This is a genomic window from Pseudomonas sp. WS 5051, assembly GCF_012985715.1.
In the GTDB taxonomy this organism is placed as follows: Bacteria; Pseudomonadota; Gammaproteobacteria; order Pseudomonadales; family Pseudomonadaceae; genus Aquipseudomonas; species Aquipseudomonas bubulae.
In genome coordinates, this window is sequence record NZ_JAAQWV010000024.1 from 1 (window position 1) to 21,061 (window position 21,061).

Annotated in this window: 17 protein-coding genes, 4 tRNA genes and 2 rRNA genes; all 23 read left to right on the forward strand. The window is 54.2% G+C overall.

The window, feature by feature from the left end; genetic code table 11:
• Positions 1 to 85, forward strand: a 23S ribosomal RNA gene (locus tag HBN79_RS22900); the annotation flags it as partial.
• Positions 86 to 247: 162 nt separating this feature from the next.
• Positions 248 to 363 (forward strand): 5S ribosomal RNA (gene rrf / locus HBN79_RS22905).
• A gap of 190 nt (positions 364 to 553) precedes the next feature.
• Positions 554 to 1,501, forward strand: a complete 948-nt coding sequence (gene birA / locus HBN79_RS22910; RefSeq protein WP_095019088.1) for a bifunctional biotin--[acetyl-CoA-carboxylase] ligase/biotin operon repressor BirA — start codon at positions 554 to 556, stop codon at positions 1,499 to 1,501.
• Positions 1,491 to 2,234, forward strand: coding sequence for a pantothenate kinase (locus tag HBN79_RS22915; RefSeq protein ID WP_095019087.1), 744 nt, complete (start codon positions 1,491 to 1,493; stop codon positions 2,232 to 2,234). Before birA ends, HBN79_RS22915 begins: the two co-directional genes overlap by 11 nt.
• Before the next feature lie 7 nt (positions 2,235 to 2,241).
• Entirely contained in the window at positions 2,242 to 2,718 is a 477-nt protein-coding gene (locus HBN79_RS22920; protein ID WP_138738717.1) for a hypothetical protein, read from the forward strand.
• Between the two features lie 110 nt (positions 2,719 to 2,828).
• A tRNA-Tyr gene (locus HBN79_RS22925) sits at positions 2,829 to 2,913 on the forward strand.
• 25 nt (positions 2,914 to 2,938) lie between these two features.
• Positions 2,939 to 3,012: transfer RNA gene (locus HBN79_RS22930), tRNA-Gly, on the forward strand.
• Between the two features lie 26 nt (positions 3,013 to 3,038).
• Positions 3,039 to 3,114: transfer RNA gene (locus HBN79_RS22935), tRNA-Thr, on the forward strand.
• A 245-nt stretch (positions 3,115 to 3,359) separates the two neighbouring features.
• Positions 3,360 to 3,435 (forward strand) — tRNA-Trp (locus HBN79_RS22940).
• Positions 3,436 to 3,480: 45 nt separating this feature from the next.
• Positions 3,481 to 3,849 carry a preprotein translocase subunit SecE gene (gene secE / locus HBN79_RS22945; RefSeq protein WP_016779165.1) on the forward strand — a complete coding sequence of 123 codons (369 nt, stop codon included), beginning with the start codon at positions 3,481 to 3,483 and terminating at the stop codon, positions 3,847 to 3,849.
• 9 nt (positions 3,850 to 3,858) lie between these two features.
• The gene (gene nusG / locus HBN79_RS22950) at positions 3,859 to 4,392 is read left to right on the forward strand and encodes a transcription termination/antitermination protein NusG (RefSeq protein WP_026014126.1); all 534 of its coding nucleotides are present in this window, start codon (positions 3,859 to 3,861) and stop codon (positions 4,390 to 4,392) included.
• 116 nt (positions 4,393 to 4,508) lie between these two features.
• Complete coding sequence (rplK, locus tag HBN79_RS22955) at positions 4,509 to 4,940, forward strand: 50S ribosomal protein L11 (RefSeq protein WP_008008888.1); 432 nt, start codon at positions 4,509 to 4,511, stop codon at positions 4,938 to 4,940.
• Positions 4,940 to 5,635: a 50S ribosomal protein L1 gene (rplA, locus tag HBN79_RS22960; RefSeq protein WP_016779167.1), complete on the forward strand. Its 696-nt coding sequence runs from the start codon at positions 4,940 to 4,942 to the stop codon at positions 5,633 to 5,635. Before rplK ends, rplA begins: the two co-directional genes overlap by 1 nt.
• 197 nt (positions 5,636 to 5,832) lie before the next feature.
• The gene (rplJ, locus tag HBN79_RS22965; protein ID WP_016779168.1) at positions 5,833 to 6,333 is read left to right on the forward strand and encodes a 50S ribosomal protein L10; all 501 of its coding nucleotides are present in this window, start codon (positions 5,833 to 5,835) and stop codon (positions 6,331 to 6,333) included.
• Positions 6,334 to 6,413: 80 nt separating this feature from the next.
• Positions 6,414 to 6,779: a 50S ribosomal protein L7/L12 gene (rplL, locus tag HBN79_RS22970; RefSeq protein ID WP_016779169.1), complete on the forward strand. Its 366-nt coding sequence runs from the start codon at positions 6,414 to 6,416 to the stop codon at positions 6,777 to 6,779.
• A 219-nt stretch (positions 6,780 to 6,998) separates the two neighbouring features.
• A complete protein-coding gene (gene rpoB, locus HBN79_RS22975; RefSeq protein WP_016779170.1) occupies positions 6,999 to 11,072 on the forward strand; it encodes a DNA-directed RNA polymerase subunit beta in 4,074 nt (1,357 codons plus the stop codon).
• A gap of 64 nt (positions 11,073 to 11,136) precedes the next feature.
• The gene (gene rpoC, locus HBN79_RS22980; RefSeq protein WP_094999501.1) at positions 11,137 to 15,336 is read left to right on the forward strand and encodes a DNA-directed RNA polymerase subunit beta'; all 4,200 of its coding nucleotides are present in this window, start codon (positions 11,137 to 11,139) and stop codon (positions 15,334 to 15,336) included.
• Positions 15,337 to 15,552: 216 nt separating this feature from the next.
• Entirely contained in the window at positions 15,553 to 15,924 is a 372-nt protein-coding gene (gene rpsL, locus HBN79_RS22985) for a 30S ribosomal protein S12 (protein ID WP_002555494.1), read from the forward strand.
• Positions 15,925 to 16,047: 123 nt separating this feature from the next.
• Positions 16,048 to 16,518 carry a 30S ribosomal protein S7 gene (rpsG, locus tag HBN79_RS22990; protein WP_016779172.1) on the forward strand — a complete coding sequence of 157 codons (471 nt, stop codon included), beginning with the start codon at positions 16,048 to 16,050 and terminating at the stop codon, positions 16,516 to 16,518.
• Between the two features lie 30 nt (positions 16,519 to 16,548).
• Positions 16,549 to 18,654, forward strand: coding sequence for an elongation factor G (fusA, locus tag HBN79_RS22995; protein ID WP_094999500.1), 2,106 nt, complete (start codon positions 16,549 to 16,551; stop codon positions 18,652 to 18,654).
• Between the two features lie 35 nt (positions 18,655 to 18,689).
• A complete protein-coding gene (tuf, locus tag HBN79_RS23000; protein WP_016779174.1) occupies positions 18,690 to 19,883 on the forward strand; it encodes an elongation factor Tu in 1,194 nt (397 codons plus the stop codon).
• 144 nt (positions 19,884 to 20,027) lie between these two features.
• Positions 20,028 to 20,339 (forward strand): 30S ribosomal protein S10, encoded by a 312-nt coding sequence (gene rpsJ / locus HBN79_RS23005; RefSeq protein WP_003186070.1) that lies wholly within the window; start codon positions 20,028 to 20,030, stop codon positions 20,337 to 20,339.
• An 81-nt stretch (positions 20,340 to 20,420) separates the two neighbouring features.
• Positions 20,421 to 21,056, forward strand: coding sequence for a 50S ribosomal protein L3 (gene rplC / locus HBN79_RS23010; protein ID WP_016779175.1), 636 nt, complete (start codon positions 20,421 to 20,423; stop codon positions 21,054 to 21,056).
• The last annotated feature ends 5 nt before the right edge of the window (positions 21,057 to 21,061 follow it).

Genomic DNA, 21,061 nt, shown 5'->3' on the forward strand with positions numbered 1-21,061 from the left:
AAGACTACGACGTTGATAGGTTGGGTGTGTAAGCGCTGTGAGGCGTTGAGCTAACCAATACTAATTGCCCGTGAGGCTTGACCATATAACACCCAAGCAATTTGCGCCCTTGAACACAAGAGCATGCAAGTTGCGGTGTGTGAAGACGATACAAACCGAAAGTTTGCGGTTCACAAAACACCACATCTATTACATACCCATTCGCTGGAGCGTAAACCGAAAGGTAAACGACCTGGCTATCGAATTTCTTGACGACCATAGAGCATTGGAACCACCTGATCCCATCCCGAACTCAGTAGTGAAACGATGCATCGCCGATGGTAGTGTGGGGTTTCCCCATGTGAGAGTAGGTCATCGTCAAGATTAAATTCCAAACCCCCTGTCTGCTCACGCAGACAGGGGGTTTGTTTTTGTGCGCGAAAAAGCGGTCGCAAGCTTCAAGCCGTGTGCTCTCGGCTTGCCCCAAGCAGTTAGCTTGCTGTGTGCGCGGGGTTTCTATGCAATGGCGCCGCTCATGGCTATCATGCGTGCCTCATTGTGAGGCGATACATGCATGCTGACGTTGTTGAAACTCCTCAAAGATGGTCGATTCCACTCAGGGCAAGCGCTTGGTGCTGCACTTGGCGTTAGCCGCAGTGCAGTCTGGAAGCAGCTCCAGCTTTTGGAATCCAACCTGAACCTGTCGATTCATAAAGTTCGTGGCCGTGGCTATCAGTTAGCTGCACCGCTTGAACTCCTTGAACAGGACCAGTTGACTGCCAGCCCATGGCCTGTCTCGATTCATGATTCATTAGACTCCACCAATGCCGAGGCCTTGCGCGCGATCGACAGTGGCACTGCGGCGCCGTTTGTTGTTACGGCTGAGCGGCAAACTGCTGGTCGTGGACGAAGAGGCCGAAAATGGGTCAGCCCTTTCGCGGAAAATATCTACTACAGCCTTGTTCTTCGCATGGATGGCGGGATGCGCCAGCTTGAAGGGCTTAGCCTTGTGGTTGGTCTGGCAGTACTGAGTGCGCTTCGCGGGGTGGGGATATCTGACGCCGGCCTCAAATGGCCAAATGATGTGCTCGTAGGCAACAAGAAAATTGCCGGCATTTTGCTTGAGTTGGTCGGCGATCCGGCTGATGTGTGTCATGTGGTTCTGGGGATCGGCATTAACGTCAATATGCGGGTGGCCAGCGAGGTAGATCAGGCCTGGACCTCGGTATTTCTCGAGTCAGGTCATTCGGTAAACCGCAATGCGCTGATTTCGAAACTCAACGATAGCCTGCTTGTGTATCTGAATCGCCATGCTACCGAGGGCTTTTCGGCATTGCAGGCGCAGTGGGAGCAAAACCACTTGTGGCAGGGTCGTGAAGTCTCTCTGATAGCTGGAGTGCATCAGGTGGATGGCACTGTCATGGGTATTGATCAGCAGGGCGCGCTGCGCATGAGTGTCAATGGCGAAGAGAAAGTGTACAGCGGCGGTGAGCTTAGCTTGAGGTTGCGCCATGATTCTTGAGATGGACTGTGGCAACAGTTTTATAAAGTGGCGTGCCCTTGACGCCGGGGTGGCGGTGGGTGGGGGCGTAGTTGACTCTGATGCTGCGCTGCTGGCCGCGGTGTTGGCCGTTCCGGGGTTGAACATCACCCACTGCCGGTTGGTCAGTGTGCGCAGTGATGATGAGACGTCGAGCCTGGTGGCCTCCATCGTGACGACCTTTGGTGTGGCTGCACAGTGCGCGCAGCCTGCAAGGAGTGCCGCAGGTGTCAGTAACGGTTATGAGGAATTTGCCCGTTTGGGGCTCGATCGCTGGCTTGCCGTGGTTGGTGCTTTTGAGTTGGCGAAGAGCGCGTGCCTGGTACTGGATTTCGGTACGGCGGTAACGGCGGACTTCGTGGCTGCTGACGGTCAGCACCTGGGCGGGTTTATTTGTCCCGGGATGCCTTTGATGCGCGATCAGTTGCGCACTCATACACGCCGTATCAGGTATGACGACCTCTCTGCGGAGCAGGCCTTGCTCCAGCGTACGCCCGGGCGTACGACGGTTGAGGCTGTTGAACGTGGGTGTTTGTTGATGCTGCGGGGCTTTGTGATGACCCAGCTGGAATTGGCGCGCGAGTACTGGGGAGAAGACTTTGAAGTTTTTCTTACCGGCGGTGACGCAAGCCTGGTGAAGGATATGGTTCCAGAAGCGCGCTTGGTGCAAGACCTGGTATTTGTCGGTTTGGCGGTGGTTTGTCCCCTTCCTTGAGGTTTCTATGCGTTGGCTGTTTCTGCTGCTGGTTGTACTGAATGTCTTTTATTACATATGGCACCAGCAAGAGGCTCCGTTGAGGGCCAAAGAAGTTGTTTCCTTGTCTTTGTACAAGGGCAGTCATCAGGGCATACGTCTGCTTGGCGAGGTGCCGCCGGCAGGAGGGGGAGGTGCAGTCGCCATTGACCAGGCGCTGAGTGCGCAATGCATGTTTTTAGGCAATTTACCTGCGCAAGAACAGCTGCACGGCCTGCAGCGCAGGTTGTCTGAGATGGGGATAGCATCTACGCAAGTCGAAGGTGAGCAGGCTGAAATGCCTGGCTATGCCCTCAAGATCAGCCCGCAAGGCACTGCTGCGGCCAGTGAAATGGTTTTGCAGAACCTTGTTAATGAATTCAATGGGTTAAAATACAAAAAAATGCGCTGTGAGGGCTTGCAGCTACCCGATAGTTTGCATAGAATGGCGCCCGCTCCACAGTGAACGCCAAACAGGCTACTAGGTGTGAAGCGAGTCAAGTTGCTAACTTCCTGATTTAATTGAAGAAAGTGGTTGACATAAGGTTGGAATGATGTAGAATTCTAACCAGCTCAGGAGGGGTTCCCGAGCGGCCAAAGGGATCAGACTGTAAATCTGACGTCTACGACTTCGAAGGTTCGAATCCTTCCCCCTCCACCATATTTAAGCTAGAGCAGCAAGATTTGCGGGTGTAGTTTAGTGGTAGAACCTTAGCCTTCCAAGCTAATGATGCGGGTTCGATTCCCGCCACCCGCTCCAGTCTAGCTGTTTTCGCGACATGTTTTGCTCTTGTAGCTCAGTTGGTAGAGCACACCCTTGGTAAGGGTGAGGTCAGCGGTTCAAATCCGCTCAAGAGCTCCATATAACAAGGCAGATATGAAAATATCTGCCTTTGTTTTAACAGGTGCATAGCCTGTCTGGGGTGTTTGCTGGTGGCGCTGTTTTTAGGTGTCACTGCCCTGGTTGGTTGTTACGGTTGTGAGTAGCTCGCATTCTGCTATTCGCTGGCAATTCTCTGCTTGGATAGGGTTGATTGCAAAAGTAATTGCGCTTGTTGTTGAAAAGTCTCTCTCGTGTCGGCATAATCCGCGGCTCGATAATGTTTTAGGTCAGTAGCTCAATTGGCAGAGCGACGGTCTCCAAAACCGTAGGTTGGGGGTTCGATTCCCTCCTGACCTGCCAGATTCGCTCATTGCGTCTGGCTTTCTTTTCACAGGATCCTCTTTGATGACTCCCAAGGCTGAAGTTCAAGGCTCTCGCTTCGATCTCCTCAAGTGGCTTGTAGTGGTAGCTCTTGTGGTGGTTGGCGTTGTTGGGAATCAGTATTATTCTGGTTCGCCGATCCTGTATCGCGTCATTGCACTTCTTGTGATTGCTGCTGTTGCTGCCTATGTGGGCTTGCAGACGGCAAAAGGCAAGTCGTTCGCTGTCCTGGTAAAGGAAGCTCGTACTGAGATTCGTAAAGTCGTATGGCCAACTCGCCAAGAAACTACGCAGACCACGTTGATCGTGGTGGCTGTTGTTCTTGTTATGGCGTTGCTGTTGTGGGGTTTGGATTCCCTGCTCGGCTGGCTCGTTTCCTTGATTGTTGGCTAAGGGTGTCCCGTGGCTAAGCGTTGGTACGTAGTGCATGCTTATTCGGGTTACGAAAAGCATGTTATGCGCTCTCTGATAGAGCGTATTAAGCTGGCAGGCATGGAAGATGGCTTCGGCGAAATTCTGGTTCCCACTGAAGAAGTGGTTGAAATGCGTAATGGCCAGAAGCGCAAAAGCGAACGCAAGTTCTTCCCTGGTTATGTGCTGGTTCAGATGGACATGAGCGAAGGGACTTGGCACTTGGTCAAGGACACTCCGCGTGTCATGGGCTTCATTGGTGGTACTGCTGATAAACCGGCACCTATCACTGATAAAGAAGCAGAAGCAATTCTGCGTCGCGTAGCTGATGGCAGCGACAAGCCCAAGCCGAAAACACTGTTCGAGCCGGGCGAAGTTGTCCGTGTTACCGACGGTCCGTTTGCCGATTTCAATGGCACGGTCGAAGAAGTTAACTACGAAAAGAGCCGCATTCAAGTGGCGGTGCTCATTTTCGGTCGCTCTACTCCGGTAGAGCTAGAGTTTAGCCAGGTCGAAAAGGTCTAGTTAAACACGAATCCCAACCCCATGGCCTAGGCTGTGGGGTTTTGTCGTCACTGGGATAAACGCGCAAGTAACCGGGGAGCCTCTTTAGGCGATTGAACCCGTAATTGGAGTGCCTCATGGCTAAGAAGATTACCGCTTACATCAAGCTGCAAGTGAAGGCCGCTCAGGCTAACCCAAGCCCACCTGTTGGCCCGGCTCTGGGTCAGCACGGCGTGAACATCATGGAATTCTGCAAGGCTTTCAACGCCCGTACTCAGGGTATTGAGCCAGGCCTGCCGACTCCAGTGATCATCACTGTATACAGCGACCGTAGCTTCACGTTCGAAACCAAGTCGACCCCTGCTTCGGTTCTGCTGAAGAAGGCTGCCGGTCTGACTAGCGGTTCCGCTCGTCCAAACACCGTTAAGGTTGGCACTGTAACTCGTGCTCAGCTGGAAGAAATCGCGAAAACCAAAAACGCGGATCTGACTGCAGCTGATATGGAAGCAGCCGTGCGTACTATCGCCGGTTCTGCTCGTAGCATGGGCCTTAACGTGGAGGGTGTGTAATGGCTAAGCTGACCAAGCGTCAAAAGGCAATCGCCGGTAAAATCGAAGCTGGCAAGTCTTACAATTTTGTAGACGCTGCTGCTTTGCTGGCTGAGCTGTCGACTGTAAAATTCAGCGAGTCTTTCGACATCGCCGTTAACCTGGGCGTAGACCCACGTAAATCTGACCAGGTTGTTCGTAGCGCTACTGTGCTGCCACACGGCACTGGCAAGACTGTACGTGTTGCTGTGTTCACTCAGGGTCCAGCTGCTGAAGCTGCTCTGGCTGCCGGCGCTGATCGCGTTGGTATGGACGACCTGGCTGCCGAAATGAAAGGCGGCGACCTGAACTACGACGTAGTTATTGCATCCCCGGACGCAATGCGTGTTGTTGGTCAGTTGGGTCAGATCCTGGGCCCACGTGGTCTGATGCCTAACCCTAAGGTTGGTACTGTAACTCCAGACGTAGCCACCGCTGTTAAGAACGCGAAGGCTGGTCAGGTTCGTTATCGCACCGACAAAAACGGTATCATTCACACTTCCGTTGGCAAGATCGGCTTCGACGCCGTTCAGCTGAAGGAAAACGTTGAAGCCCTGATCGCTGATCTGAAGCGTATCAAACCAGCTTCCTCGAAAGGTATTTATGTTAAGCGCGTAACCCTGAGCACCACTATGGGCCCGGGCCTGGTCATCGACCAGGGTTCCCTGGACGCGTAAGACAAAATTGGCGCAGTCAAATGCGCCAATTGAAAGATTGGGGTCCCTGCCTGGCGGGGGCTATCCAAGACCGTAGGCGGCGAAAGCCTTAAACCTCAAGCCTACGCAGATGGTGCTCCCGGTTCCTTACCGAATCAGACACCAAAACGACATCAGGCCTCGGCCAGATGAAACGGTAACAAGCAGGAGTTAAACCCGTGGCAATTAAACTCGAAGACAAGAAGGCCATCGTCGCTGAAGTCAACGAGGCTGCCAAAGTTGCCCTGTCCGCTGTTGTGGCTGATGCCCGCGGTGTGACAGTAGGCGCTATGACCGGACTCCGTAAAGAGGCTCGTGAAGCTGGCGTTTACGTACGTGTTGTACGTAACACCCTGCTCAAGCGCGCTGTTGCTGACACTGAATACAGTGTTCTCAACGACGTGTTCACTGGCCCGACCTTGATTGCATTCTCGCAAGAACATCCGGGCGCTGCTGCTCGTATCTTCAAAGAGTTCGCAAAAGGTCAGGATAAGTTCGAGATCAAGGCAGCTGCGTTCGAGGGCAAGTTCCTCGCAGCTAATCAGATCGACGTACTGGCAAGTCTGCCGACCCGTGACGAAGCAATTTCTCAGCTGATGAGCGTGATTCAAGGCGCTACCAGCAAATTGGCTCGTACTCTGGCGGCCCTTCGCGACCAGAAAGAAGCTGCTGCAGCCTAAGGCTGAGCGACTCCTTTCAGCGTTTATTGTTTATTTCGATGGCCGCGTAGGCTGTCACCCCAATACAGGAATTTATAGTCATGTCTCTGACTAACGACCAAATCATCGAAGCAATCGGCGAAAAATCCGTTCTGGAAATCGTTGAACTGATCAAAGCAATGGAAGAGAAGTTCGGCGTTTCCGCTGCTGCTGCTTCTGCTGGTCCTGCTGCTGCCGCTGCTGTTGTTGAAGAGCAAACTGAATTCAACGTTATGCTGCTGGAAGCTGGCGAGAAGAAAGTTAACGTGATCAAGGCTGTTCGTGAGCTGACTGGTCTGGGCTTGAAAGAAGCCAAGGCAGTAGTTGACGGCGCTCCAGCTATGGTACTGGAAGCTGTTGCTAAAGAAGCAGCTGACAAAGCCAAGGCTACCTTGGAAGAAGCAGGCGCTAAAGTCGAGCTGAAGTAAGCATCGACCTTGCGTTTCCAGCCCAGGCGTTAAGCTGAGGCTGATGGCTGGTGGCTCTTGCCACCGGCCTTTTTCCGTTATTGGCAGCCGACTAGGTTGGTGCCTTTAACGTGCTGTAACCACCCTGTGCGGTGGAGCAAACCAAGGGGTTTGCACGATTTTCTGGCTGCTCCCGTCGGGAGAGGCCAAACAAGCAGGTGACCAAGCTGGGGAACGCTGATGGCTTACTCATATACTGAGAAAAAACGTATCCGCAAGGACTTTAGCAAGTTGCCGGACGTCATGGATGTGCCGTATCTCTTGGCAATCCAGCTGGATTCGTATCGTGAATTCTTGCAGGCGGGAGCGACTAAAGATCAGTTCCGCGACGTGGGCCTGCATGCGGCCTTCAAATCCGTTTTCCCGATCATCAGCTACTCCGGCAATGCTGCGCTGGAGTACGTCGGTTATCGCTTGGGCGAACCGGCATTTGATGTCAAAGAATGCGTGTTGCGTGGCGTAACGTACGCCGTACCTTTGCGGGTAAAAGTTCGTTTGATCATTTTCGACAAAGAATCGTCGAACAAAGCGATCAAGGACATCAAAGAGCAAGAAGTCTACATGGGTGAAATCCCCCTGATGACTGAAAACGGTACCTTCGTAATCAACGGTACCGAGCGTGTAATTGTTTCCCAGCTGCACCGTTCCCCGGGCGTGTTCTTTGACCACGACCGCGGCAAGACGCACAGCTCCGGTAAGCTGCTTTATTCCGCGCGTATCATTCCTTACCGTGGTTCGTGGCTCGATTTCGAGTTCGACCCGAAAGACTGCGTGTTCGTGCGTATTGACCGTCGTCGCAAGCTGCCTGCATCGGTATTGCTGCGCGCGCTGGGTTATACCACTGAGCAAGTGCTGGACGCGTTCTACACCACCAACGTGTTCCACGTTCAGGGTGAGAGCATCAGCCTGGAGCTGGTTCCACAGCGTCTGCGCGGTGAAATCGCGGCCATCGACATTACCGATGACAAAGGCAAGGTGATTGTTGAGCAGGGTCGTCGTATCACTGCTCGTCATATCAACCAGCTGGAAAAAGCCGGTGTCAAAGAGCTCGTTATGCCTCTGGACTATGTCCTGGGTCGCACAACGGCCAAGGCTATCGTGCATCCGGCTACTGGCGAAATCATTGCTGAGTGCAACACCGAGCTGACCACTGAAATCCTGGCAAAAGTTGCCAAGGGCCAGGTTGTTCGCATCGAAACGTTGTACACCAACGATATCGACTGCGGTCCGTTCGTCTCCGACACGCTGAAGATCGACTCCACCAGCAACCAACTGGAAGCGCTGGTCGAAATCTATCGCATGATGCGTCCAGGCGAGCCGCCAACCAAAGACGCTGCCGAGACTCTGTTCAACAACCTGTTCTTCAGCCCTGAGCGCTATGACCTGTCTGCGGTCGGCCGGATGAAGTTCAACCGTCGTATCGGTCGTACCGAGATCGAAGGTTCGGGCGTGTTGTGCAAAGAAGACATCGTTGCCGTGCTGAAGACCCTGGTCGACATCCGTAACGGTAAAGGCATCGTCGATGACATCGACCACCTGGGTAACCGTCGTGTTCGCTGTGTAGGCGAAATGGCCGAGAACCAGTTCCGCGTTGGCCTGGTACGTGTTGAGCGTGCGGTCAAAGAGCGTCTGTCGATGGCTGAAAGCGAAGGCCTGATGCCGCAAGACCTGATCAACGCCAAGCCTGTGGCTGCGGCGGTGAAAGAGTTCTTCGGTTCCAGCCAGCTGTCCCAGTTCATGGACCAGAACAACCCTCTGTCCGAGATCACCCACAAGCGCCGTGTTTCTGCACTGGGCCCGGGCGGTCTGACGCGTGAGCGTGCGGGCTTTGAAGTTCGTGACGTACACCCGACTCACTACGGCCGTGTTTGCCCTATTGAGACGCCGGAAGGTCCGAACATCGGTCTGATCAACTCCCTGGCTGCCTATGCGCGCACCAACCAGTACGGCTTCCTCGAGAGCCCGTACCGTGTAGTGAAAGACGCACTGGTAACTGACGAGATCGTTTTCCTGTCCGCCATCGAAGAAGCTGATCACGTGATCGCTCAGGCCTCGGCCACGATGAACGACAAGAAAGTGCTGATCGACGAGCTGGTTGCTGTTCGTCACTTGAACGAATTCACCGTCAAGGCGCCGGAAGACGTCACCTTGATGGACGTTTCGCCGAAGCAGGTTGTTTCGGTTGCAGCGTCGCTGATCCCGTTCCTGGAACACGATGACGCCAACCGTGCGTTGATGGGTTCCAACATGCAGCGTCAAGCTGTACCAACCCTGCGCGCTGACAAGCCGCTGGTAGGTACCGGCATGGAGCGTAACGTAGCTCGTGACTCCGGCGTTTGCGTCGTGGCTCGTCGTGGCGGCGTGATCGACTCTGTTGATGCCAGCCGTATCGTGGTTCGTGTTGCTGATGACGAAGTTGAAACTGGCGAAGCCGGTGTCGACATCTACAACCTGACCAAATACACCCGTTCCAACCAGAACACTTGCATCAACCAGCGTCCGCTGGTGCGCAAGGGTGACCGTGTACAGCGTAGCGACATCATGGCTGACGGCCCGTCCACCGATATGGGTGAACTGGCGCTGGGTCAAAACATGCGCATCGCGTTCATGGCCTGGAACGGTTACAACTTCGAAGACTCCATCTGCTTGTCGGAACGAGTTGTTCAAGAAGACCGCTTTACCACGATCCACATTCAGGAACTGACCTGTGTGGCACGTGACACCAAGCTTGGGCCTGAAGAGATCACTGCAGACATCCCTAACGTGGGTGAAGCTGCACTGAACAAACTGGACGAAGCCGGTATCGTTTACGTAGGTGCTGAAGTTGGCGCCGGCGACATTCTGGTAGGTAAGGTCACTCCGAAAGGCGAGACCCAGCTGACTCCGGAAGAGAAGCTGTTGCGTGCCATCTTCGGTGAAAAAGCCAGCGACGTTAAAGACACCTCCCTGCGCGTACCTACCGGTACCAAAGGTACTGTTATCGACGTACAGGTCTTCACCCGTGACGGCGTTGAGCGTGATGCTCGTGCACTGTCGATCGAGAAGACCCAGCTGGACGAGATCCGCAAGGATCTGAACGAAGAGTTCCGTATCGTTGAAGGCGCTACCTTCGAACGTCTGCGCTCTGCTCTGGTTGGCCGCATTGCCGAAGGTGGTGCCGGTCTGAAGAAAGGTCAGGAAATCACCAATGAAATCCTGGACGGTCTTGAGCATGGTCAGTGGTTCAAACTGCGCATGGCTGAAGATGCTCTGAACGAGCAGCTTGAAAAGGCTCAGGCTTACATCATCGATCGCCGTCGTCTGCTGGACGACAAGTTCGAAGACAAGAAGCGCAAACTGCAGCAGGGCGATGACCTGGCTCCAGGCGTGCTGAAAATCGTCAAGGTTTACCTGGCAATCCGCCGTCGCATCCAGCCGGGTGACAAGATGGCCGGTCGTCACGGTAACAAGGGTGTGGTCTCCGTGATCATGCCGGTTGAAGACATGCCGTACGATGCCAATGGCACCCCGGTTGATGTGGTCCTCAACCCGTTGGGCGTACCTTCGCGTATGAACGTTGGTCAGATTCTCGAAACTCACCTGGGCCTCGCGGCCAAAGGTCTGGGCGAGAAGATCAACCTCATGATTGAAGAACAACGCAAGGTCGCTGACCTGCGTAAGTTCCTGCATGAGATCTACAACGAAATTGGCGGTCGTCAAGAAAGCCTGGATGACTTCTCCGATCAGGAAATCCTGGATCTGGCGAAGAACCTTCGCGGCGGTGTGCCAATGGCTACCCCGGTGTTCGACGGTGCCAAGGAAAGCGAAATCAAGGCAATGCTTCGTTTGGCAGACCTGCCAGACAGCGGCCAGATGGTGCTGACTGATGGTCGTACCGGCAACAAGTTCGAGCGTCCGGTTACCGTTGGCTACATGTACATGCTGAAGCTGAACCACTTGGTAGACGACAAGATGCACGCTCGTTCTACCGGTTCTTACAGCCTGGTTACCCAGCAGCCGCTGGGTGGTAAGGCACAGTTCGGTGGTCAGCGTTTCGGGGAGATGGAGGTCTGGGCGCTGGAAGCCTACGGCGCGGCATACACTCTGCAAGAAATGCTCACAGTGAAGTCGGACGATGTGAACGGCCGTACCAAGATGTACAAAAACATCGTGGACGGCGATCACCGTATGGAGCCGGGCATGCCCGAGTCCTTCAACGTGTTGATCAAAGAAATTCGTTCCCTCGGCATCGATATCGATCTGGAAACCGAATAACACGTGACGCGAATCGAGAGCGGGGCTGTATGGCCCGCTCTCTGCTCCGCCAGGAGGAAAGGCCTTGAAAGACCTACTGAATTTGCTGAAAAACCAGGGTCAAGTCGAAGAGTTCGACGCCATCCGTATTGGATTGGCATCGCCTGAGATGATCCGTTCGTGGTCGTTCGGTGAAGTTAAAAAGCCGGAAACCATAAACTACCGTACGTTCAAGCCTGAGCGTGACGGCCTGTTCTGCGCCAAGATCTTTGGCCCGGTAAAGGATTACGAGTGCCTGTGCGGTAAGTACAAGCGCTTGAAGCACCGCGGTGTGATCTGTGAGAAGTGTGGCGTTGAAGTCGCACTGGCCAAGGTCCGTCGCGAGCGCATGGCTCACATCGAACTGGCTTCGCCAGTGGCTCACATCTGGTTCCTGAAATCGCTGCCGTCCCGTATCGGCTTGCTGATGGACATGACCCTGCGTGATATCGAACGCGTTCTCTACTTCGAGAGCTATGTCGTTATCGATCCGGGCATGACCACTCTGGAAAAAGGTCAGCTGCTGAACGATGAGCAGTACTTCGAAGCGCTGGAAGAGTTCGGCGACGACTTTGATGCCCGCATGGGTGCTGAAGCTGTCCGTGAACTGCTGCACGCTATCGACCTGGAGCACGAGATTGGCCGTCTGCGTGAAGAAATTCCGCAAACCAACTCTGAAACCAAAATCAAGAAGCTGTCCAAGCGCCTGAAGTTGATGGAAGCCTTCCTGGGCTCCGGCAACCTTCCGGAGTGGATGGTTCTGACCGTTCTGCCGGTTCTGCCGCCAGATCTGCGTCCTCTGGTACCGTTGGATGGCGGTCGTTTCGCGACTTCCGACCTCAACGACCTGTACCGTCGAGTGATCAACCGTAACAACCGCTTGAAGCGCCTGCTTGATCTGTCCGCTCCGGACATCATCGTGCGCAACGAAAAGCGTATGTTGCAAGAAGCGGTCGACGCACTGCTCGACAACGGCCGTCGTGGTCGCGCTATCACCGGTTCGAACAAGCGTCCTCTGAAATCCCTGGCTGACATGATCAAGGGTAAGCAAGGTCGTTTCCGTCAGAACTTGCTCGGTAAGCGTGTTGACTACTCGGGTCGTTCGGTAATTACCGTAGGTCCGACCCTGCGTCTGCACCAGTGCGGTCTGCCGAAGAAAATGGCTCTCGAGCTGTTCAAGCCGTTCATTTTCGGCAAGCTGGAAATGCGTGGTCTTGCTACCACCATCAAAGCCGCCAAGAAGATGGTTGAGCGCGAGTTGCCGGAAGTGTGGGACGTTCTCGCTGAAGTTATCCGCGAACACCCGGTTCTTCTCAACCGTGCACCGACCCTTCACCGTCTGGGTATCCAGGCGTTTGAACCGGTACTGATCGAAGGTAAAGCTATCCAGCTGCACCCTCTGGTCTGTGCTGCGTACAACGCCGACTTCGACGGCGACCAAATGGCCGTGCACGTACCGCTGACACTGGAAGCCCAGTTGGAAGCGCGCGCGTTGATGATGTCGACCAACAACATTCTGTCGCCAGCCAACGGTGAGCCAATCATCGTTCCGTCGCAGGACGTTGTATTGGGTCTGTACTACATGACGCGTGAAGCGATCAACGCCAAAGGCGAAGGTCGTGTATTCGCTGACTTGCAGGAAGTTGACCGTGTATTCCGTGCCGGCGAAGCCGCACTGCACGCCAAGGTCAAGGTTCGTATCAACGAAACCGTCAACGACCGTGATGGCGGCAGCGTGACCAACACCCGTATCGTCGACACCACTGTCGGCCGTGCGCTGTTGTTCCAGGTTGTGCCAAAAGGTCTGTCGTACGACGTCGTCAACCTGCCGATGAAGAAAAAAGCGATCTCCAAGCTGATCAACCAGTGCTACCGCGTGGTTGGTTTGAAAGAGACCGTGATCTTCGCTGACCAGTTGATGTACACCGGTTTTGCTTACTCGACCATCTCCGGCGTTTCCATCGGTGTTAACGACTTCGTTATCCCGGATGAAAAAGCTCGCATCATCGCGGCTGCAACCGATGAAGTGAAAGAGATCGAAAGTCAGTACGCCTCCGGCCTGGTAACCCAGGGCGAGAAGTACAACAAGGTAATCGACCTTTGGTCGAAAGCTAACGATGAAGTTTCCAAGGCGATGATGTCCAACCTCTCGAAAGAGAAGGTAATCGACCGCCACGGCAACGAAGTCGAGCAAGAATCGTTCAACTCGATGTACATGATGGCCGACTCCGGCGCACGGGGTTCTGCTGCGCAGATCCGTCAGCTGGCCGGTATGCGTGGTCTGATGGCCAAGCCGGACGGTTCCATCATCGAAACGCCGATTACTGCGAACTTCCGTGAAGGTTTGAGCGTACTTCAGTACTTCATCTCGACTCACGGTGCTCGTAAGGGTCTGGCGGATACCGCCTTGAAAACAGCTAACTCCGGTTACCTGACACGTCGTCTGGTAGACGTTGCACAAGATCTGGTTGTGACTGAAGTTGACTGCGGTACCGAACACGGTCTGCTGATGACTCCGCACATCGAAGGCGGCGACGTTGTTGAGCCATTGGGTGAGCGCGTACTGGGTCGAGTAATCGCCCGTGACGTATTCAAGCCGGGCACCGAGGAAGTTATCGTTCCTGCAGGCACCCTGGTTGACGAGAAGTGGGTTGAATTCATCGAGCTGAACAGCATCGACGAAGTGATCGTGCGCTCGCCAATCAGCTGCGAAACCCGTTTCGGTATCTGCGCCAAGTGCTACGGCCGTGATCTGGCTCGTGGTCACCAGGTGAACATCGGTGAAGCTGTCGGCGTTATCGCTGCCCAGTCGATCGGTGAGCCGGGTACACAGCTGACCATGCGTACGTTCCACATCGGTGGTGCGGCAAGCCGGACCTCCGCTGCTGACAGCGTTCAGGTGAAGAATGGCGGTACTGTCCGTCTGCACAACCTGAAGCACGTTGAGCGTGTAGATGGCTGCCTGGTTGCAGTATCCCGTTCCGGTGAGCTGGCCATTGCTGATGACTTCGGTCGTGAGCGTGAGCGTTACAAGCTGCCGTACGGCGCCGTGATTTCGGTTAAAGAAGGTGACAAGGTTGACGCTGGCTCTATCGTAGCCAAGTGGGATCCTCACACTCACCCAATCGTTACCGAAATGAAAGGTACCGTGACCTACGTGGGCATGGAAGAAGGCATCACGATCAAGCGTCAGACTGACGAATTGACCGGTATGACCAACATTGAAGTACTTGATGCCAAAGACCGTCCAGCTGCCGGCAAGGACATTCGTCCAGCCGTCAAGATGGTGGGTGTTGATGGCAAGGATCTGCTGTTGCCAGGTACCGACGTACCGGCTCAGTACTTCCTGCCAGCGAACGCCTTGGTCGGTGTAGCGGATGGTGCGGAAATCGCGATCGGTGACGTTATCGCTCGTATTCCGCAAGAAACTTCGAAAACTCGAGACATCACCGGTGGTCTGCCACGGGTTGCTGACTTGTTCGAAGCCCGTCGTCCGAAAGAAGCCTCGATTCTGGCTGAAGTCAGCGGCACCATCGCGTTCGGTAAAGAAACCAAAGGCAAGCGCCGTCTGGTTATTACCCCGAACGACGGTACTGATCCGTACGAAGAGCTGATTCCAAAGTGGCGCCACCTGAACGTCTTCGAAGGCGAACAAGTGAACCGCGGCGAAGTTATCTCCGACGGTCCAAGCGATCCACACGACATCCTGCGTCTGCTGGGTGTGAGTGCGCTGGCCAAGTACATCGTTAACGAGATCCAGGACGTTTACCGTCTGCAAGGCGTAAAAATCAACGATAAGCACATCGAGACCATTCTGCGTCAGATGCTGCGTAAAGTTGAGATTGCCGAGTCTGGCGATTCCACCTTCATCAAGGGCGACCAGATGGAGTTGACGCAGGTATTGACCGAGAACGAGCGTCTGGGCAACGAAGACAAGTTCGTGTCCAAGTTCACTCGCGTCCTGCTGGGTATCACCAAGGCGTCGTTGTCGACTGAATCGTTCATCTCGGCGGCCTCTTTCCAGGAGACCACTCGAGTACTGACCGAAGCGGCGGTAACCGGCAAGCGCGATTACCTGCGCGGCCTGAAAGAAAACGTTGTCGTGGGTCGTCTGATCCCGGCAGGTACCGGTTTGGCATACCACAGCGAGCGTAAGCGCCGCCGTGAGGCTGACAAGCCGTTGCGCGTAAGCGCCAGTGAAGTGGAAGCTGCACTGACCGAAGCGCTGAACTCGAGCGGTAACTGAGTTCTGCGGTAAATGATGGGCGGGCCCCGGCAGTTCCGTTCATCGAATCGAGACAATTTGTCTGGGTTTGATGAGTGGAAGTGTCGGGGCCTTGCCTTGACTGGGGGCAAGATCCTCTTTAGACTCTTGTACCCCTAAATTTGGCGGGAATTCGTTCCTGCCATTTTGCTTTTCTTGCAAGACAATAGCGTCGCAAGACAACAGTGGAGCTAGTAGATGGCAACTATCAACCAGCTGGTACGTCAGCCGCGTAAGCGTATCGTCGAGAAATCCGACGTACCTGCGCTGCAAAACTGCCCGCAACGTCGTGGCGTATGCACCCGTGTGTATACAACTACGCCGAAAAAACCTAACTCGGCACTGCGTAAAGTATGCCGTGTGCGCCTGACCAACGGTTTCGAGGTTTCCTCGTACATCGGTGGTGAAGGTCACAACCTGCAAGAACACAGCGTGGTACTGATTCGTGGCGGTCGTGTAAAAGACTTGCCAGGTGTTCGTTACCACACCGTTCGCGGCTCTTTGGATACTTCCGGCGTTAAAGGTCGTAACCAAGGTCGTTCGAAGTACGGTACCAAGAAGCCGAAGTAGTCTTCGGTTTCCGGTAAATAATGCAGATTTCTTTTTTTCTGAGTCGATAAGAGTAAGGTCGGACCTGCATCCCTGGGGTGTAATGGTTCCGAGCTAACCTGAAGACCGTTTGAGGGCTTATCCATGCCAAGAAGACGCGTAGCAGCCAAGCGCGAAGTGCTTGACGATCCAAAATACGGAAGCCAAATTCTGGCCAAGTTCATGAACCACGTGATGGAAAGCGGCAAAAAAGCCGTTGCCGAGCGTATCGTTTATGGCGCGCTGGAAAAGGTTAAAGAACGCAAGAACAGCGATCCCCTGGAACTCTTCGAGAAAGCTCTCGACGCCATCGCTCCGCTGGTCGAAGTGAAGTCGCGCCGTGTAGGCGGTGCTACTTACCAGGTTCCGGTCGAAGTTCGCCCGTCCCGTCGTAACGCCCTGGCAATGCGCTGGTTGGTAGACTTCGCCCGCAAGCGCGGCGAGAAGTCTATGGCTCTGCGTTTGGCTGGCGAACTGTTGGACGCTGCCGAAGGTAAAGGTGCTGCTGTTAAGAAGCGTGAAGACGTGCACCGTATGGCCGAAGCTAACAAAGCTTTCTCGCACTACCGCTTCTAATTTCAGCTTCACTAATTTTGCGAGGGCTTTATGGCTCGTACTACTCCGATTAGTCGCTACCGTAACATCGGTATCGTCGCTCACGTGGATGCTGGTAAAACCACCACCACCGAGCGCGTACTGTTTTACACTGGCAAAAGTCACAAAATGGGCGAGGTGCATGATGGCGCCGCGACCACAGACTGGATGGTTCAGGAGCAGGAGCGTGGTATTACCATTACTTCTGCTGCCATTACCGCCTTCTGGAAAGGTTCTGCCAAGCAGTACAAGGACGAACACCGCTTCAACGTAATCGATACCCCGGGCCACGTTGACTTCACTATTGAAGTTGAGCGTTCCCTGCGTGTACTCGACGGCGCTGTCGTTGTGTTCTGTGGTACCTCGGGCGTTGAGCCTCAGTCGGAAACCGTATGGCGTCAAGCCAACAAATACGGCGTTCCACGTCTTGTTTACGTAAACAAGATGGACCGTGCTGGTGCCAACTTCCTGCGCGTTATCGAGCAGATCAAGAAGCGTCTGGGCCACACTCCAGTTCCAATCCAGTTGGCTATCGGTTCCGAAGACAACTTCCAGGGTCAGATCGATCTGATCAACATGGAAGCTGTGTACTGGAACGATGCTGACAAAGGTATGGTTCCTGTTCGCAAAGAAATTCCAGCTGAGCTGAAAGATCTTGCTGACGAGTGGCGCGACAACATGGTTCAGGCTGCGGCCGAAGCCAATGAAGAGCTGATGAACAAGTACCTCGAAGGTGAAGAATTCACCATCGCGGAAATCAAGGCGGCTCTGCGTCAGCGTACTATCGCTGGTGAGATCGTCCTGGCTGTTTGCGGTTCTTCCTTCAAGAACAAGGGTGTTCCCCTGGTTCTCGACGCCGTTATCGACTTCCTGCCTGCTCCGACTGATATTCCTGCCATCAAGGGTACTGACCCGGATGACGAGACTATCGAACTGGAGCGTCATGCAGACGACAACGAGCCGTTCTCGGCTCTGGCGTTCAAGATCGCTACCGACCCATTCGTGGGTACCTTGACCTTCGTCCGTGTTTACTCGGGCGTGTTGAACTCCGGCGACGGCGTAATCAACTCGGTTAAGGGCAAGAAAGAGCGCGTGGGTCGTATGGTGCAAATGCACGCAAACGCCCGTGAAGAAATCAAGGAAGTACGCGCTGGTGACATCGCGGCCTTGATCGGCATGAAGGACGTCACCACTGGTGAGACTTTGTGCAACGCTGACAAGCCAATCATTCTGGTTCGTATGGACTTCCCGGAGCCGGTTATTTCGGTTGCCGTAGAGCCTAAGACCAAGGATGACCAGGAAAAAATGGGTGTTGCACTGGGCAAGCTTGCTCAGGAAGATCCATCTTTCCGCGTTAAAACTGATGAAGAGACTGGTCAAACGATCATCTCTGGCATGGGCGAGCTGCACCTGGACATCCTGGTTGACCGGATGCGCCGTGAGTTCAACGTCGAAGCCAACATCGGTAAGCCTCAGGTTTCCTATCGTGAGCGCATCACGAAGAACTGTGAGATCGAAGGCAAGTTCGTTCGTCAGTCCGGCGGTCGTGGCCAGTTTGGTCACTGCTGGATTCGTTTTGCACCTGCTGACGAAGGTCAGGAAGGTCTGCAGTTCGTGAACGAAGTGGTAGGTGGTGTGGTTCCTAAGGAATACATCCCGGCTATCCAGAAGGGTATCGAAGAGCAGATGAAGAACGGTGTTGTTGCCGGCTATCCGCTGATCGGCCTGAAGGCTACCGTGTTTGATGGTTCTTACCACGACGTCGACTCCAACGAGATGGCGTTTAAGGTGGCTGCTTCCATGGCGACCAAGCAACTGGCTACCAAAGGTGGCGGTGAGCTGCTTGAGCCGATCATGGCGGTAGAGGTTGTTACACCTGAAGACTATATGGGTGACGTGATGGGCGACTTGAACCGTCGTCGCGGCATGATCCAGGGTATGGAAGATACGGTCTCCGGCAAAGTAATTCGTGCTGAAGTACCGTTGGGTGAAATGTTCGGTTATGCGACCGACGTTCGTTCCATGTCCCAGGGTCGCGCAAGCTACTCTATGGAATTCAAAAAATACGATACAGCTCCGGCGCACATCGTCGAAACTGTTACTAAAAAACAAGGCTGATTTAGTTCAGTCCTTTAGGCAAGGAGTTAATTGTCGTGGCTAAAGAAAAATTTGATCGTTCCCTACCGCACGTCAACGTTGGCACTATCGGTCACGTTGACCATGGTAAAACCACGCTGACTGCAGCTCTGACCCGTGTTTGCTCCGAAGTTTTCGGTTCGGCAATCGTTGACTTCGATAAAATCGACAGCGCGCCAGAAGAAAAAGCTCGTGGTATCACGATCAACACTGCGCACGTTGAATACAACTCGCACATTCGTCACTACGCTCACGTTGACTGCCCAGGTCACGCTGACTATGTGAAGAACATGATCACCGGTGCTGCTCAGATGGACGGCGCTATCCTGGTTTGTTCGGCCGCTGATGGTCCGATGCCACAAACCCGTGAGCACATCCTGCTGTCCCGTCAGGTTGGCGTTCCGTACATCGTGGTTTTCCTGAACAAGGCTGACCTGGTAGACGACGCTGAGCTGCTGGAACTGGTTGAGATGGAAGTTCGTGACCTGCTGTCGACTTACGACTTCCCAGGCGACGACACTCCGATCATCATCGGTTCGGCTCGTATGGCGCTGGAAGGCAAAGACGACAACGAAATGGGCACCACTGCCGTTCGTAAACTGGTTGAAACTCTGGATACCTACATTCCAGATCCAGTACGTGTTATCGACAAGCCGTTCCTGATGCCAATCGAAGACGTATTCTCGATCTCCGGTCGCGGTACTGTTGTAACTGGTCGTATCGAGCGCGGTATCGTTCGCGTTCAAGATCCGCTGGAAATCGTTGGTCTGCGTGACACTACTGTTACCACCTGCACCGGCGTTGAAATGTTCCGTAAGCTGCTCGACGAAGGTCGTGCGGGCGAGAACTGCGGCGTGCTGCTGCGCGGCACCAAGCGTGACGACGTTGAGCGTGGCCAGGTTCTGGTTAAGCCAGGCTCGGTTAAGCCACACACTACCTTCGAAGCTGAAGTGTACGTGTTGAGCAAAGAAGAAGGCGGCCGTCACACTCCGTTCTTCAAAGGCTACCGTCCTCAGTTCTACTTCCGTACAACTGACGTAACTGGTAACTGCGAACTGCCGGAAGGCGTTGAGATGGTAATGCCGGGCGACAACATCAAAATGGTTGTTACCCTGATCAAAACCATCGCAATGGAAGACGGTCTGCGTTTCGCAATCCGTGAAGGCGGTCGTACCGTTGGCGCTGGCGTTGTAGCCAAAATCATCGCGTAAGTGATGATTGCCTGAAAAAAGCCCCCGCTCAGCGGGGGCTTTTTTTATTGAGTTGACACCTACTGGGGTCGTCTATAGAATTGCGCCTCCTTTTAACGGGCGTATTGCGCTCGGTGGGAACAGCAATCTGGAGTCTGAAATCCAATGCAAAATCAGCAAATCCGTATCAGGTTGAAGGCTTTTGACCATCGCCTGATCGACCAATCAACCCAGGAAATCGTGGAAACCGCGAAACGTACTGGTGCTCAAGTGCGTGGTCCAATTCCACTGCCTACCCGTAAAGAGCGGTTCACCGTTCTGGTCTCCCCGCACGTCAACAAAGACGCGCGTGACCAGTACGAGATCCGTACTCATAAGCGCGTACTGGACATCGTCCAGCCAACGGATAAAACCGTTGATGCACTTATGAAGCTTGATCTTGCGGCCGGTGTGGAAGTGCAGATCAGCCTCGGCTAAGACTTGGGTCTTAGTCGTGTAACGCTCTGAAATGGGCGGCCATAGCGGGTGAAAGCCCCGTACACTCATGAGGTTTACAACATGACTATTGGTGTAGTCGGTCGTAAATGCGGTATGACCCGTATTTTCACCGAAGAAGGTGTCTCCATTCCGGTCACGGTCATTGAGATCGAGCCGAATCGCGTCACCCAGTTCAAAACTGAAGAAACCGATGGCTATCGTGCAGTGCAAGTCACTGTCGGCGAGCGTCGCGCTTCGCGTGTAACAGCTGCTCAAGCGGGTCACTTCGCTAAAGCAAACGTTGCCGCCGGTCGTACCGTAATGGAATTCCGTCTTGAAGAAGGCGAGTACCAGGCTGGCGATCTGATCAACACTGAAATCTTCACCGCTGGCCAACTGGTTGATGTAACCGGTCAGTCCAAGGGTAAAGGCTTCCAGGGTACGATCAAGCGTTGGAATTTCCGTGGCCAAGACAACACTCACGGTAACTCCGTTTCCCACCGCGTCCCGGGCTCTATTGGCCAGTGCCAGACTCCTGGTCGTGTATTCAAGGGCAAAAAAATGTCCGGTCATATGGGCGCTGAGCGCGTGACCGTGCAGTCCCTGGAAGTAGTGCGCGTCGACGCTGAACGCAATCTGTTGTTGGTCAAGGGTGCTGTTCCTGGCGCTACTGGCGGCAACCTGGTTGTACGTCCAGCGGCCAAGGCTCGCGGTTAAGGGGA